We start from the raw sequence: 16,469 nt of genomic DNA, 5'->3' as shown, positions 1-16,469 counted from the left end.
ATTTTACGCATGAATCGACATTTTTTTGACAAGGAGTACTATTTTGGCTGAATCAAGACAACATCAGATACACGAAAAGAAACTTATGGAAATGGTCAAAATGATGCCCTCCTATGTTGGTGAATATGTTGACGATAAGATTGACAATCGCTCTCCCTCCACTCTTTTGAATTATTTACACGACTATAAACTTTTTTTTGAATGGTTAGTAGATAAAAAGATTGCTGGGGTATCTAACAAAAAAGACATTCCTCTATCCGTGCTTGAGAATTTGAAGTTGGATGATGCGAAAAACTTTTTTAAATATCTCCAAAGACGTGATATTAAGGTACAAAGAGATGAAACGAAAAAGCCAGAAAAAGTTTCAATTAACCGTAAAATATCTGCTTTACGATCACTGTTTAAATATTTAACCACTCAAACGGAAAATGATGATGGAGAACCCTACTTCTATCGTAATGTTATGTTAAAAATTGAAGTAAACAAAGTAAAAGAGACTCTTGGTGCTCGAGCAAGTAAAATTTCCACTGAAATATTTCACAATGATGATGACATTCACTTTTTACAATATATTCAACAGGAATATGAAAATGAGTTAGAGAATGAACCAAGAAAGAAGGTATACTTCAAGAGGGACAAGGAACGTGATATTGCTATCCTATCCTTATTTTTAAGTAGTGGGATTCGTGTAAATGAGCTCTCAAACCTACGTCTAAGAGATTTAGATTTTAATGAAAATCGTATCAACGTTATTAGAAAAGGTGGTAAACAGGATACAGTATCTGTCGTACCTGAATCTATGCAGGACGTGAAAACATATCTAGACATACGTCAAGAAAGATACAAAGCAAGCAATGAAGAAAATGAGTATGTCTTTGTTGCTAAAGTACATAATGCTTCCTCTCCCCTTTCTAATCGTGCAATAGAAAGTTTAGTAAAGAAATATACAAAGGCCTATAAAAACAATAAATCCATGTCCCCTCATAAATTAAGTCATACATATGCTACCAATTTAATGGAGGAAACAGGTGATATTCACCTTCTTATGCGCCAATCTATAATGTTAGTATCAATTTTTCATTTTATAAGCTTCGGTTATCAAACTGAAGCATTGAGCCTTGCGAATTGAATGCCCCTTTCTGCGAGTTGAAACGGGATTCCTGCAAGTTGGAGTTGCATTTTCGCTAATTGGCCAGCGATTTTTGCGAGTTGGGCTCCCCGGTACCATGTCTGATGCTCTATACACACCCGAAACTCTTTAATTTTATGCTGAATCTTTTTTAACTGGCCAACGGCAGCTAGAAATAGGCATTATTATGAGGTTTTTTCATTGGAATTTGAGCCTTGCGAATTGAATGCCCCTTTCTGCGAGTTGAAACGGGATTCCTGCGAGTTGGAGTTGCATTTTCACTAATTGACCAGTGATTTTTGCGAGTTGGCCTCCCCGGTACCGATTCTGACGCTCTGCATAATGCGCCATTTTCCAGCATACTTTCAGCCTGCATTCAATATCTGGCCGGAAGCTCCCTATCCATTGCTTCTTTCCCCCTTTTTAGGCGATAATAAAAGTGAGATTTGGAACAGGAAGGGATCTGCTATGAAGAATTTAAAAGTAAGTCTTTTGTTCATTGCTGTTGCTGCAGTCATTCTCGCAGGATGCAACCGTCCGCAGCTTAAGAATGAAGATTACAGTATGCAGGGTATATATAACGGAACTTGGGTTGACCGGGTAAAAGTGAAAGAGGAAGGCAATTTTGTCATCGTCAATTTTCCAGAGAATGGACAAGTTGCTGAGCTGACACTTGGACTGAAATCGAAGGATAACAAGATTCTGCGTGAGACCAAAACAAAAACGACCATTCAAGGAAATGGCGATGGCCCTTTTACAATAGAGGATCCTGCACTTGAAAAGCCGGTTGAAGGAACGATCTCCCTTCGAGGAGACGAAATTGTCATCAGCATTAACGGCCTTGATGAAAATCAGGAAAAAAGGCTTGGTCTTCATAACGGAACGAAGCTGTACAGCAAGGTCGATTATCAATTGAAGTAACGGCCGGCATCAGCGATGAAATTTCTGCCTCACTTGTTCTGCATGAAGTAATACAGGAACCACACGGCATGATTCTGTTCATCTGCTGATGCTCTTTTAAATTGTTTTCGAATATAAGGGCTACTTGCATTTTCAGCAATATCAAGATAAAAATCCACAGTCTCCTGCTCGTCTCTAAAAGCCGCTATCAGCGCACTAAAATAATCCCCAGGGCATTCTTCCGTTTGTTTTGGATTGTATTGCATCCCGGACAGATTCTGATAAATAGCAGCGAATGTCTGATAGTGGTTTATTTCATCATTTCTAATCTCCATGATTTGCTTTTTTTCTTCCTCATTCTTCGCCAAATTTGCCATCTGTTCATAACACTGAATCGCATTATATTCTCCAGCAAGTGCTTTTGCAATTTGATCTATTTCAGCCTGATTTGCACGATAATAGCTATGCATTAAATTTTCTCCCCTTAAATAAATCATTGATAGAATTATATTTTTAAAGAGAGAGAATATGCCGGTTATTTGTGATTGGGAAATTTCAGCAAGTAAAAGATCATTAAACAAAACCAGATTGACATGTAAAAATAGTCATCCACTTTAAGTAAAGTAATCGAGATATGTTTTATAGGTATCCCTGAAAATTCTACTGCCATACTGCTCGCTCCGTAAAAAAAGATATAGACCTTCATGAATCTTGTTGCAATCATTAAAAATAACGATAAAATCACCCTTAAATTTGTATATTTATCCTTTTTTTAACAATTAAGCTGCTTTTAAGGTTTTGATAAAAATGTGTAAAGCTTCACCTGATAGACTTTGTGAGAGTGCAAGAATAGGAGCTGACTAAATGAATGTATTTTCAGGTTTACCGCAACTGCTGCATGTATATTAATGATTTCAAGACATTTTTGATGAGCATTCGCAAGAGGCGGCTTTGTTTTTTGGCGGTCTCACCGGAAATATAGGTTGTCATGTGACACAAAAAAAAGAAATGGAAACATGCAAGAAACCCTTAACAAATGCACTGATTTGAATTAAGGTAATGAAGGACAGAAAGGGGAAGATTTCCTTGATTCATACATGCAAAATTCTATTAGTGGACGATGAAGAAGCCATTATCAAGCTCGTCCGAACTGTTATGCAAAAAGAAGGCTTTTTACATATAGATGAATCCTTAACGGGAGCGAGCGCTCTTAAGGCAATTGAGAATAGACAATATGACTTAATTGTACTTGATATCATGCTGCCTGATATAAGCGGATTTGAGCTTTGCCCGCTTATTAAACAAAAAACAGATGCTCCAATTATCTTTTTAAGCGCAAAAAGCAGTGATCTCGACAAGTTATCAGGCTTTGCATATGGCGCTGATGACTATATTACAAAGCCTTTTAACCCTCTTGAAGTTGCAGCACGCGCTAAAGCCCTTTTAAAACGCACCATGCCTCAATCCAATCAAAAGACTGCGGCAGAGGAGCGGTATGAGTATGAACGCTTCAGCATAAATGTATCTTCAGCAGAACTGACCGTAGCTAATCGGACTGTTGACTGCTCCGCGCAGCTTTTTCAGCTGCTGATTTTCTTCTGCAAACATCCAAATCGTGTATTTACCAAACATCAGCTTTATGAAAACGTCTGGAATGAGCATTACATGGTCGATGATAATACGGTAATGGTCCACATCAGAAAGCTCCGCGAGAAAATTGAAGAAAATCCAAGTCAGCCGAGATACATCAAAACAATCAGAGGTCTTGGCTACAAATTTGTGGATGACATGGTCAAACCATGAACTTAAAAAGAAAGCTCACTCGTTTTTTTATTTTTCATATGATTGTCTGGTTTATTCTCTTTTTGACCATCACGGGAGCATCACTCGTGATCTTAATGACACAGGATTTCAATAGCATGCTTGAAAAAGAAGTGAAACGTATTGACCCGCTGTACATAGGAGATATTTTTCAGTTTTCAGATGATGACATCTCGCTTGACAAGTCTGCCAGAGATGCAATTAAAAAACAGAATGGCTGGCTGCAGGTAATTGATGAGGAAGGGGCCGTAGTCTTTTCGTACTTGACACCTTCTTCCATTCCGAAGAAATATTCACTGCCGCACTTTTTTGCAGATGTTGAAAGAACCTTTCACTATGACCAGACGTACTGGATGCTTCACCAGGAAGAAGATTCCTATATAGTCCTCTACGGAAAGCATTCTGCAAATACCGATCTTATGACTGACCTTATAGATAACGGCCTTTCATTTAATGAAAAGCCAGTGCTTTCAAAAGAAATGCAGGCCGATTTTTCAAAACAAAAAGCCTGGCTTGCGGTTTATGATTCTGAGTACTCATTAATTTACTCTCATAATAAACAGAATAAAAATCTGCCAAAATACTTCGAGATCATGTCTTATAAAAAAGAACCGTGGAATCATAAAACGGCTATTTCCACTTATGCCGATCCGGCAACCGGCTATATATATGTCATTGGTTCGCCAAATAAAGAGTACTTCCCCGACGATCAGTTTGACAGCAGTCTCATGATCTCTTTATTCAAATGGATAATCGTTTTCGTGCTTTTCACTGGAATCTTATTTTTCATTATCTCTATCTGGTATTCAAATAAGCTTGGAAAGCCGCTGCTTCATACGATTCTATGGCTTGAAAATCTCGCCACTGGACGATATGAGGAGCCTCTTTCTAAAAAAGGCGTCCGGGCAAGCTCGAGACAAAACGGAAAGTTAAAAAATTCTTTTAGAATTTATCACGACATTATCTACTCTCTCAATGTGCTTACCTCTAACTTAATTCAAAAAGATAAAGACAGGGCCATGATGGATGAAAGAAGAGAAGGGTGGATTACAGGACTGTCTCATGATTTGAAGACGCCTTTAAGCTCTCTTTACGGCTATGCATATATGCTGGAGTCTGATCAATATGACTGGACAAAGGAAGAGATTCAGGATTTCGCAGGAATTATGAAAGACAAAGCAAGCTATATGACATCTTTGATTGAAGACTTCAATCTGACCTATCGGCTGAAAAATAATGCTCTTCCGCTTCATATTGAAACAGAGGAAATGAATGAAACAATCAGAAGATCCATCGTGCATTTTTTAAATGACCCGCTTTATCAAGAACGGGAAATAGATTTTCACCCTTCGGAAGATGCAATCTATTATCCTATTGATAAAAGATGGTTTCAGCGCATTATTGAAAACCTTGTTGCTAACGCATTCAAGCATAATCCATCTTCAACAGTGGTTGGAATTTCTCTGAAAAAAGAAGAAGAGTACTTCTCTATCCTGATTAATGACTCTGGCAATGGGATGGATGCGGAAACAAAGGATAATCTGTTTGACCGTTATTTCAGAGGAACAAACACAGAAGACTCAACAAAAGGGACCGGACTCGGACTTGCCATTGCAAAGCAGCTTATTCTTGCTCATAATGGCGAGATCGCCGTCTGGAGCGAGCTTGGCAAAGGTACAGTCATTACGCTTAAATTCCCGCTTTAAATTCTTTTAACCAGGCTCGTCCACTTCCGGAACGGGCCTATTCCATTAGATCTATTTTACAGACTCTATGCTATTTTCATAGTAGATTATTCCCCTGAAAACAGGAGATTCCCGCCATTTATTGTAAGCGCTTTATACCGGTTTGTGTAAAGGAGGCTGTTGTATTTTATGAAAAGAAAGGATTTGATTTACAGCTTATTTAAGCAGCAGAGCAGGGTCTCCTATTCTGCCGCTTAAATTTCAGAATTGCTTCAGCTTGACCGCGCAAATGTAAGCAGCGATCTGAATAGACTCGTGAAAGAAGGCCTGCTGTCAAAGTCTTCATCAAGACCTGTCGTTTTCTTTTTAATTGCTGATCGTGATCCGGCAGCTGATAAACTCAGGGGGCAGTTTATTTGACTCTTTTCAAAAGGAAAACCGCAGTTTACGGACAGCCATTGATCAGGCTAAATCAGCTATTCTTTATCCTCTCAATATCATGCATACGCTCATTTTCGGTGAAACAGGCGTCGGAAAATAAAGATGCGAAAATCAATGAACATTATCTTCTCATTTAAAAATCAGAAAAGCGCTCAATAAAATCGAAGAATCTTATCAAATTGCCATTCCGAATGATGAAGTATGTTTCATTATGGATTTCTTATTAAAAAATGAGAGCAGTGCTAAAACTGAAAAAACGTCCGTCTGAGGTAAGCCAGACGGACGTTTTTTAATTATAAAAGCAATATTTGTTAATAATAAGACAATTCTAAAACAAGGTAAAAGATTAAAACGAAGGGGTTAAATAATGGAGAGAAATTATGCAATAGACTTTATAAAATTTTTTGCGATCTTTGCTGTAGTAGTGATACATACTTTCCCATTAGATAGTCAGATTGGATTATTTATTCTTGATAACCTTTCTAGATTCGCTGTTCCTTTTTTCTTTGTTGCTTCAGGTTATTTGTTCGGAATTAAAATATTAAATACCAGAGAGTCTGTTGTATATTTTAAAAGGTATGTTATAAAAATAGCTAAAATCTACGTTTGCTGGCTCATTTTTTATACAATATACGATGTTCTCGTCATATATCAAAGTGATTCTAATGTACAACAGAAATTAATGAAGTATTTTGATGAATTTACAATGCTGAATCTTTTATATTTTGGCAAAGGGACCAGCGGATATCAATTATGGTTTTTAACGTCCTTAATTTGGAGTATCATCATTCTGTTTATTTTTTATAGACTAAAAAAAATAAATGTGCTATTAATCCTTAGTTTTATTTTGAACATAATAGGGCTTTTCGGACAATCCTATTCAATGTTCTGCAAAATTTCAATCAGTACTAGAGATGCTATATTCTTCGGTTTATTTTATATAACGTTAGGATTTTTCTTTGCTTTTAATTCACAAATAATTAAATCCCTGAAAATAAACGCAAATATTTATTTATATTTATTTTTTGTTTTTTCATTTCTGCAAGTGATGGAGGGCTACATTTTAGAAAAGTTATTATCAGGCAGTCATGGAGAATATTTTATATCCACAATTTTTCTAACCGTGTTTTTATTTTCCTTTGCACTGAATAACAAACAGTTAGGAAAGGGTTTGTTTATAACAAAAGTTGGCAGTAATGCTCTTGGTATTTATATTATCCATGTTTTTTTCATAAAAATCGTTGAAATGGGAGTAAATACTTGGGGACTGAAAAGTATGACAGAAAATTTAATTTGGACCCTACTATATACCCTGTTTATTTTTTTTATTTCGTATTTTGCATATAGTTTTCTTCAATATTTAAAACAGTCATTTAGAGGATAAAAATGAAATGATAAAAGATTCTATACTGCTAGAGATACCAGCAATTTAAAAGTGATACCAGGCTGAAAATACCTTCATTTAATATTGGACTGAGATTCTTCAGCATTCTTTATCTATTCTGAATTTTTTTCTGTCTGAAAATCGCTTAATTTAGCTGGTCGCAAGCTATACACGTCGAGCTGCCATTAATATAGACAGTTCATTGCTTCTCTGCAAGCAGTAGGAAGAACCCTTTAATAGAGCTTCATCAATATAAGCAGGATGACACATGACTTCAACACGAATATCCCCTTGATATGATTCTTTCAAATCCGTAAAATAATCCGGATTTAAATCATCACCGTAAAAAGTATGCACAAATACATCAGAGAATGCTTGCAGTCCTTCCTTTTCCCCTTCCCAAAAACGCCTTACCGGCAAATCATACTTATTTGCCAGATTCATTATAACCTGTTCTAGTACTGGCCATGAATGAACATGATGATGACTGTCAAGATGAGAAGGAGTAAGGCCAAATGACAAAAACCGCTGAATTTGCGTCTCCCATTCAATCTCAACTTCGGCAACATTTAAATTCTGATTTTGGTTAGGATCATTCTTAATCTTAAAGTAGCCGTTATCATCTATTAAAGAAGATACTTGATCGCTTACAGCCCTCCCGCAAGTGAGCGTTAAGTGAATGCCAATCTGCAGCTCAGGATGCTCCTTAGCAAGCGAAACGGCGTGCTGTGCACCAGGCATATTCACCATCATTGTCGCTGAATTTACAATGCCATCAGTATGTGCATCAATGATTCCGTAATTTACACCCCGTGAATAGCCAAAATCATCTGCATTGATAATAAAACGAGGCATAAGATTCCTCCTGTCTTCTGATAGGGCTGTTTTTCGCATAGTTATTTTCTTGAAAATGACAGACCGCATTTCCTTCGCCAATATCAAACTTTAAAAATACTATTAACGAAAAGATGCTTCCTTGAAAAACTGCGGAAGGTGTTCATTATGTGCTTCCAGATTTGCTTTGCCACACGGTCTGAAGGAACGAGAGGATTAATGGTCATGGCGAGCAAAGCCGTTTCATAGCTGCCTGAAACTGCTGCCTCTGCCGCCACTCTTTCAAACGATTTAATTTGCTGAACAAGCCCGTTAACAGTCACAGGCAGCCCTCCCATCGCAATCGGCTTCGGACCTTCTTTTGTAATGATGCAGTCCACTTCTACTGCTGAGTCAAAAGGAAGACTTGTAATCGCTCCATTATTTTGAACATTCACTGGCTGAATGTCCCCTTTATTATTGTAAATGGAGTTAATTAAGCTGCAGGCGGCATCACTGTAATACACTCCTCCGCGTTTTTCCAGCTGCGGCGGCTTGATCGACAGATTTGGGTCTTTATAAAGTTCAAACAGATCTTTTTCAAGCTGTTTCACGACTTCTCCTCTGCACCCTTTTACAGCTGCTTCTTCCTTCTCATGCTTAAGCATTTCCCTTGTTTTATAGTAATAGCGGTGATATGGACACGGAATCACCTGCAGCGCTTTCAAAAATTGAGGCTCCCATTCAAGCGAGGCTATGTTTTGCATCGACATTTGCTGATCCTCGGCTGTCAGTTTATCGATAATCTCCGCTGTTTTGTCCTTCCCATCTAAATATACACGCAATCCGAATACCATATGATTCAATCCTGCAAAATCAATATGAATTCGTGCGCTTTCAACATTCAGGACTTTTGCAACATTGCACAAGCCTACTGCCTTCTTAATCTTGCTGTATCTTAAAACAGCTTCTGTGACCATTCCTGCTGGATTAGTAAAGTTAATCAGCCAGGCATTCGGACAAAGTTCCTCCATGTCACGGCAAATATCAAGGATGACCGGAATCGTCCGAAGACCTTTAAATAAGCCGCCTGAACCATTCGTCTCTTGTCCGATGACATCATATTTAAGCGGAATTTTCTCATCCAATATTCGGGCATCTATGGAGCCGATACGCATTTGGGTGGTTACAAAATCCGCACCTTTCAGTGCAAGTCTTCGATCTGTTGTTAGAGAAACCTTTATTGGAAGTCCTGCTTTTTCAATCATTCTCTTGGCCAATTGTCCGACAATCTCCAGCTTTTCCTTGCCGGCTTCGATGTCAACGAGCCAGATTTCCGATACACGAATCTCGCTGTAGCGTTTGATAAGTCCTTCAATTAATTCCGGTGTATAGCTTGAACCGCCGCCGATTGTTACTATTTTCATCCCATTCACCTCATCAAATTAATAAGAAAAGCGCAAGTGCCTGTTTAGCTACTGTATGACAGATTTGTCGAAGGTTGGCGATTGCGCTCGCCTTCAATGCGCAAAAGCTTTTATTTCCCTATTCCTTCAAAAAAAGAAAGGAGACGCACGCAATGAGTACCCAACTCCAGGAGTGAGCCTGAAAAGGGGAATCATACGCACCCTATGAGTAGCCAAATCCAGGAGTGAGCCTGAAAAGGGGAATCATACGCACTCTATGAGTATCCAAATCCAGGAGTGAGCCAAAAAAGAGGAATCATACGCACTCTATGAGTATCCAACTCCAGGAGTGAGCCTGAAAAGGGGAATCATACGCACTCTATGAGTATCCAACTCCAGGATCGAGCCTGAAAAGGGGAATCATACGCACTCTATGAGTATCCAAATCCAGGTCTGAGCCTGAAAAGGGGAATCATACGCACCCTATGAGTACCCAAATCCTGGATTGAGCCAAAAAAGAGGAATCATACGCACTCTATGAGTACCCAAATCCAGGATTGAGCAAAAAAAGAGGAATCATACGCACCCTATGAGTACCCAAATCCAGGAGTGAGCCAAAAAAGAGGAATCATACGCACCCTATGAGTACCCAAATCCAGGAGTGAGCCAAAAAAGAGGAATCATACGTGCGTTAACACATCGTTCTCCCTCTCTCTCTTTTTTCAGTTTTTTTCTTCGATCTTTATGTGCAAATAGATAATCTCCTGTGTCAGCTCGCGGACCGTGATCGTATTCATCAAATGATCCTGGGCATGTACTAAAAGGATATAGGGCAGGAGAAAAACTGGGGAATTTCAGGAGGCAGAGATTTAATGGAAATGAAGGAGTTAAGGGTATACACATACTAAAAGCCTAATTTCTCTGTGTTTCATGTAAGAAATTAGGCGTTAGTTTCCGCTATTTTTTTGTCTAATTGAAAGTTGAACACTTCTATAAAATTCTGATTGATATAAATTCTTAGTATGGCTCGATGCCTTCCGTACTGCCTTCGCTTCCAAGGCAGCTTCATTCCGCCAAACGGAGCATGTGCCGCTGAAGCTAAGAAAAGTCCAAATCAATGGGATTTGGACCTTTAATTACTATTCTTTTTTTCTCATCTGTAAGCCGGGAGTACAAATTTAGCTTGGACGCAGTTCCTGATAAGACTGGATGACAGCCATATTACCTGAAGCGGCTTGCAAAAATTACACGGTGTATCTCCCTTTCGACTGTAAATTATCAAAATTATATCATTTTCTATAAAATTAGCAAGCTACTTCTTTAACATGGCAGTAATTTCTGGCACCTTTACTTCCTTGGCAATTGAGCGGGCTGTTTCATCTTCGCTTGTGACATAATCAGGATCTGCCCCTGCATTCAGCAGAAGTTCAACCATTTTCACATCTCCCTCATATACAGCAGCAGTAAGCGCTGTTTGCCCGTAGCCGTCTTCTAGATTGATATCGGCATTTTTCTCAATAAGCAGTTCAGCTAAATCAAGATTGCCTGAGTAAATGATATCTACAGTAGCCAAATCTCCATTTTCTGAAATGATGTTTGGATCTGCCCCATGTTTAAGGAGCAGCTCAACCATTTCAGTGTTGATGATCAACTCTTCTTCATACTCATCTGCGGGTGGATAACTTGCATACATAAGCGGAGTCATGCCAAATGCATCCTGAGCGTTTACATCTTGACCATCTTCTATGAGCTCTTCTGCACGCTCTAAGTCATTTTCTGACGCTGCAAGCATAAGCTGGGTAGTTTCCTCGCTGTCCAGCACAAAATCACTGTAAAGACTTGTGTCAGCCAGCATTTGAAATAAATAGAAACTTGATGCGCAGAGAAGCAAGATCAATGCAAGTGCTCCTGCTAAACCCGCTTTAAACCATGCAGTCGTCTTAAATGAGATGGATGGATCATGCTCGCCAAATTTCACATTTAATTGATGAATCCGCTTTGGCAGAACAGGGTGTGTAGATAATTTTTCACTAAACCAGACAAACAGGTTTTTTTCGCGGCTGCTTTCTTGCAGATACTCAGTCTCGTTAACATGTTTATATAGTACTGAACCAATAGCAAGGACAGTCAATGCGCGTTTTGAGGCATCCAGGTCTTCCGTATAATAATGAGCGATGGCGTCACAAGTATACTCGCAGGCTCTTGAATAGGCGCTGCCGAGGAATGGCACCCAGTTTCCAAACAGAACGAAGAAATTTTTTAATAGATGATTTCTTTTAATATGTGCAAGCTCGTGCGCAATGACAAAATCAAGTTCATCTTTTCCTCCCTTTACGTGCAGCTCGGCTAATCCCGAATAAAGTACAACCATGTTTCTCCCCAAAAATCTTGCCGCAAACGCATTCAGCATGCCCTCAGATTCAATGATAAAAATATCGGGCAGCTTCTTCATTTCCATTTTAACTGCAAGATCATTCACCTTTGTATAAATCTCAGGAAACTGATAAGGGGTAACCTTCACTCCATTGCCGCGGATCATTCCGATGGAAAGCAAATGAGCAATGAGCGGGATCAGTATAATAGGAAGTAAAATTAAAAGTCCGACTCCCGTGAAGATAAATAATAAATATATCGGGATACTGATTAAAAGCAGGATAATAAAATAAATATGTTCTTTTCTGTGTATATGCTCTGACATTCGACCCTCCGGATATATGTAAATTCTATGTGCGATATGAACTATCCTATTTTACCTATTTTTACGCTTTATTGAAAGGTCATTTTTTTTATAGAAAAGCAGAAAAAGAGGACGATGTTTCGTCCTCTTTTTCTATGCATACATCTGCTCTTCATCTTTCCGGAAAAATCCTTTCATCGCGTGGAACACATCGACTTTTTGCTTGAGGATATAGTGGCGGAATCTTTCATCAGAGATATTCTTATAAGCGGACATTAAAGTAGAATGGCGATTGTACTGATTAACTTCCCCGTATCCAAACATGTTTGAAACCTTCATCAGTTCTCCCACCAGCTTGACGCAGCGGGCGTTGTCAGATGTTAAATTATCTCCATCTGAAAAATGGAAAGGATAGATATTATAGCGGCTCGGCTGGTACTTTTCTTCAATAATTTCAAGTGCTTTCCGGTATGCAGATGAACAGATCGTTCCTCCGCTTTCCCCTTTTGAAAAGAAGTCTTCCTCCGAGACAACCTTTGCTTCTGTATGATGGGCAATAAATTCAATTTCTACTTTTTCGTACTTGGAGCGCAAAAATCTTGTCATCCAAAAGAAAAAGCTTCTTGCCATATACTTCTCCCAAATACCCATTGATCCGCTTGTGTCCATCATCGCTAAAACGACAGCGCGTGATTCAGGCTTCACAACTTCATTCCACGTTTTAAACTTTAAATCCTCAGGATAAATTGGATGAAACTTCGGTGCTCCTGACATAGCATTGCGTTTATAAGCAGAGAGCATCGTCCGCTTTTTATCAATGTTTCCCATCAATCCTGTTCTTCGTATATCATTAAATTCAATATTTTCTACAACAATCTGATCCATTTCTTTTCTCTTCAGATTCGGCAGCTCAAGCTCCTTGAAAAGCGCCACCTCAAGCTCCATCAGTGAAACCTCTGCTTCATAATAATCCTCGCCTGCCTGATCGCCTGCTCCCTGCCCTTTACCGGGACCATTTGCATTCTGCTGAGAACCATCTCTTGCTACAACATCGCCGACTTTACTGTCTCCATTTCCTTGACCAACATGTTTGTTTTTATCATAATTGTATCTGATTTTATATTCATCCAGTGACCTGATCGGAATCTTAACGACATCTTTACCGTTTGACATCACAATATTTTCTTCCGTAATTAGATCTGGCAAATTGCTGCGGATAGCTTCCTGAACCTTCTCCTGGTGACGTTTCTGATCATCGTGGCCTTTGCGATGGAGGGACCAATCTTCATTCGAAATGACAAAGTTGCGCCCATTTCCTTCTATCATCTTATTTTCTCCCCCTCCAAAAAAAATTTTGGAATAGATTCACCAAACTGCACCTATATACATAAAATAGCTTTGGGTCTAGATTCGGTATTGTTTAGATTACTCTATCCTATGCTGAAAAAAGAGATAATTGACAAATAATTTAGAAAATTAGACTTGTCCTTTTAAAAAATAGACAAGTTACATTCTGTATATTTATTGAAGTTATGATTGGGTTTATTCAGAAAAGCGAATTAATATGGCCTTTCATGTAAAACCTGGTTTTATATATATGCATCCCTTTATAATCACGCTATGTCATAGTGTAAAAAAGGACAGAAAAAAACTCTCTGACAGTCACATCAGAGAGTTTTTATTTATTTTGATCTTCATGCTGAGCAGGATCAGGTTTTTTGCCGCTTTTTATCACTTCCTGATTTGTTTTCATATGCTCCATGATCTTCGAATGCTCTACTAAATCCTTCATATTGCGCACCATTGAACCGTTTTCTGTTTCTGTTTCATTTTCTTTCGTCATGGTAAGCACCTCCCTGTATTAATTTTACTTTTCCCGGTATTATCCATATTGAAACCTGAAGGTGATATGCGAACTGGATTAGGTTCTTGGGCCAGGATGGGGGATAAATGACAAACCCTGGATCCACGCTGTCTAAATTACGGTTCTTCAATCTTTCAGCTTTTTTTCGATTATTACCGCCGTCTTTCAAAATCAGCCAAACCCATTTACAAGTGAAAGCCGGGCACATTTACCCGGCTTTCATTTACCGATTTAACAGACTGCCCACATAGCGCAGCAGGTCATTTGCAGATGTTGAGTTATAGCCGTGCTCATCGATGAGTCTTTTCACAACTTCATTGATCTTTTTCAGCTGCAGCTCATCCGGTGTTTTTGAGGACGTTGTAATTTTCACTACATCCTTCAGATCAGCAAACAGTTTTTTCTGAATGGCTTCGCGAAGACGCTCATGAGAGTTGTAATCAAATCGTTTTCCTTTCCGGGCATAAGCAGAGATTCGGATTAAAATTTCTTCCCTGAATGCTTTTTTCGCATTTTCAGAGATTCCGATCTGCTCTTCAATTGAGCGCATCAGTTTGTCGTCCGGATTCATTTCTTCCCCAGTCAGCGGATCGCGGATCTTATTTTTATTGCAATAAGCCTCCACATTATCCAGGTAGTTATCCATAAGCGTTTTGGCAGACTCCTCGTAAGAATAAACGAATGCCTTCTGCACTTCTTTCTTCGCAAGATCATCGTATTCTTTTCTTGCAACGGAGATAAAGTTCAAGTAGCGTTCGCGGTCTTCATTTGAGATGGATGCGTGCTGATCCAATCCTTCTTTTAAAGATCTGAGGACATCGAGTGCATTAATAGAAGGAATTTCTTTTCTGATGATGGTCGAAGAAATTCGGTTGATGACATACCGCGGATCAATTCCGCTCATTCCTTCATCTACATGTTCCTTTTGCAGCTCCTCTACATCGACGTTATTGTAGCCTTCTACATTCTCGCCATCATACAAGCGCATCTTTTTGACGAGATCAATGTCGCCGCGCTTCGGATCCTTCAATCTCGTTAAAATGGTAAACATAGCCGCAACACGCATCGTGTGAGGTGCAATATGAACATTTGCTACATCACTTTCCATAATCATCTTTTCATAAATTCTTTCTTCTTCAGAAACTCTTAAGTTATAAGGAACAGGCATCACGATAATCCTTGAATGGAGTGCCTCGTTTTTCTTGTTGGAAATAAAGGAGCGGTACTCAGTTTCATTGGTGTGCGCCACTATGAGCTCATCAGCGGAAATTAAGGCAAATCGCCCTGCTTTAAAATTGCCTTCCTGCGTAAGAGACAGCAAGTGCCACAAGAATTTCTCATCACATTTCAGCATCTCCTGAAACTCCATCATCCCGCGGTTTGCCTTATTCAGCTCGCCGTCAAAACGATAAGCTCGGGGATCAGACTCTGAACCAAACTCCGCAATGGTTGAAAAATCAATGCTTCCAGTCAAGTCTGCAATATCCTGTGATTTCGGATCAGACGGGCTGAACGTTCCGATTCCTGTCCGTTTATCCTCTGAGAAAAAGATCCGCTCAATCAGCACATCTTCAATGCGGCCTCCGTACTCCTGCTCAAGTCTCATCAGGTTTAGAGGCGACAGATTCCCCTCAATGCGAATACCGTATTCCTGAAAGAAATCTTCTCTTAGATGATGGGGAATTAAATGCAAAGGATCCTCATGCATTGGGCAGCCTTTAATCGCAAACACAGCACCGCGATCTGTCAGAGAATACGTCTCAAGACCTCTTTTCAGCATGGTCACGAGCGTTGATTTCCCCCCGCTGACAGGACCCATAAGCAGCAAAATCCGTTTCCGGACATCTAATCTCTTTGCTGCCGGGTGGAAGTACTCCTCCACAAGTTTCTCAAGCGACTCTTCAAGTCCAAACAGCTTATGATCAAAGAACTTGTAGCGCCTTGATCCGTTTTCTTCCTCTATACCGGCATCTTTGATCATATTGTAAACTCGTGAATGAGCCGATTGTGCAACCCATGGTTTCTCTTTTAACATCTCTAAATACTCAACGAAGGTTCCTTCCCACTTCAGTCGCTGTTCATCTTCTCTGTACTTTTCAATTTTTTTTAAGATATCCATAAGGACCTCCTCCATCATTGGTGATACTTGAGCGCGATTAATACACTTTATGCAAGGATGTCCTTTAACATTCTCTTTTTGTATAGAAAAGCGGAACCGACTGTTCAGCCCCGACAGGCAGAAAAGAATTCACCGGAAAAGTCCGGTTTTGACTTTTTCGGGGAATTTGTTCTGACCGAGGGGTTAGGAGGTGGAGCAAGACAATGAGAAAAGCGGAACCGACTGTTCAG

General features: G+C 39.3%; 12 protein-coding genes and 2 pseudogenes. 6 read left to right on the top strand and 8 right to left on the bottom strand.

What is annotated here, in order from left to right:
* Positions 1-43 precede the first annotated feature (43 nt).
* Positions 44-1,129: a tyrosine recombinase XerS gene (xerS, locus tag LIT25_03615; protein USK34470.1), complete on the top strand. Its 1,086-nt coding sequence runs from the start codon at positions 44-46 to the stop codon at positions 1,127-1,129.
* 468 nt (positions 1,130-1,597) lie between these two features.
* A complete protein-coding gene (locus tag LIT25_03610; protein ID USK34469.1) occupies positions 1,598-2,050 on the top strand; it encodes a hypothetical protein in 453 nt (150 codons plus the stop codon).
* Between the two features lie 29 nt (positions 2,051-2,079).
* On the opposite strand, the gene LIT25_03605 is transcribed toward LIT25_03610, so the two are convergent.
* Positions 2,080-2,499 carry a ferritin-like domain-containing protein gene (locus LIT25_03605; protein USK34468.1) on the bottom strand — a complete coding sequence of 140 codons (420 nt, stop codon included), beginning with the start codon at positions 2,497-2,499 and terminating at the stop codon, positions 2,080-2,082.
* Positions 2,500-3,118: 619 nt separating this feature from the next.
* On the opposite strand from LIT25_03605, the gene LIT25_03600 reads away from it, so the two are divergent.
* From LIT25_03600 to LIT25_03585, 4 genes are all read left to right on the top strand, one after another.
* Entirely contained in the window at positions 3,119-3,832 is a 714-nt protein-coding gene (locus LIT25_03600) for a response regulator transcription factor (protein USK36146.1), read from the top strand.
* Positions 3,829-5,556 carry a HAMP domain-containing histidine kinase gene (locus LIT25_03595; protein USK34467.1) on the top strand — a complete coding sequence of 576 codons (1,728 nt, stop codon included), beginning with the start codon at positions 3,829-3,831 and terminating at the stop codon, positions 5,554-5,556. Before LIT25_03600 ends, LIT25_03595 begins: the two co-directional genes overlap by 4 nt.
* Before the next feature lie 559 nt (positions 5,557-6,115).
* On the top strand, positions 6,116-6,244 hold the full coding sequence (locus LIT25_03590) for a PRD domain-containing protein (protein ID USK36145.1): 129 nt from the start codon (positions 6,116-6,118) through the stop codon (positions 6,242-6,244).
* A gap of 99 nt (positions 6,245-6,343) precedes the next feature.
* The gene (locus tag LIT25_03585; GenBank protein USK34466.1) at positions 6,344-7,360 is read left to right on the top strand and encodes an acyltransferase; all 1,017 of its coding nucleotides are present in this window, start codon (positions 6,344-6,346) and stop codon (positions 7,358-7,360) included.
* A 165-nt stretch (positions 7,361-7,525) separates the two neighbouring features.
* Here the strand turns inward: LIT25_03585 and chbG are convergent, their stop codons facing one another.
* The 7 genes and pseudogenes from chbG to LIT25_03550 form a co-directional block, all read right to left on the bottom strand.
* The gene (chbG, locus tag LIT25_03580; protein ID USK34465.1) at positions 7,526-8,215 is read right to left on the bottom strand and encodes a chitin disaccharide deacetylase; all 690 of its coding nucleotides are present in this window, start codon (positions 8,213-8,215) and stop codon (positions 7,526-7,528) included.
* A 102-nt stretch (positions 8,216-8,317) separates the two neighbouring features.
* Positions 8,318-9,609: pseudogene (locus LIT25_03575) on the bottom strand (6-phospho-beta-glucosidase).
* A 692-nt stretch (positions 9,610-10,301) separates the two neighbouring features.
* Positions 10,302-10,403: pseudogene (locus LIT25_03570) on the bottom strand (PTS lactose/cellobiose transporter subunit IIA).
* 488 nt (positions 10,404-10,891) lie between these two features.
* Positions 10,892-12,277 carry an ankyrin repeat domain-containing protein gene (locus LIT25_03565; protein USK34464.1) on the bottom strand — a complete coding sequence of 462 codons (1,386 nt, stop codon included), beginning with the start codon at positions 12,275-12,277 and terminating at the stop codon, positions 10,892-10,894.
* Positions 12,278-12,409: 132 nt separating this feature from the next.
* A complete protein-coding gene (gene yhbH, locus LIT25_03560; protein ID USK34463.1) occupies positions 12,410-13,582 on the bottom strand; it encodes a sporulation protein YhbH in 1,173 nt (390 codons plus the stop codon).
* Between the two features lie 352 nt (positions 13,583-13,934).
* On the bottom strand, positions 13,935-14,099 hold the full coding sequence (locus LIT25_03555) for a hypothetical protein (protein USK34462.1): 165 nt from the start codon (positions 14,097-14,099) through the stop codon (positions 13,935-13,937).
* 244 nt (positions 14,100-14,343) lie between these two features.
* Positions 14,344-16,239, bottom strand: a complete 1,896-nt coding sequence (locus tag LIT25_03550) for a PrkA family serine protein kinase (GenBank protein ID USK34461.1) — start codon at positions 16,237-16,239, stop codon at positions 14,344-14,346.
* Positions 16,240-16,469 lie beyond the last annotated feature (230 nt).

Source organism: Bacillus sp. F19 (assembly GCA_023823795.1).
Taxonomy (GTDB): Bacteria; Bacillota; Bacilli; order Bacillales; family Bacillaceae; genus Bacillus_P.
The sequence above is the reverse complement of the archived record's forward strand: the minus strand, read 5'-3'. Positions and strand labels throughout refer to the sequence as shown.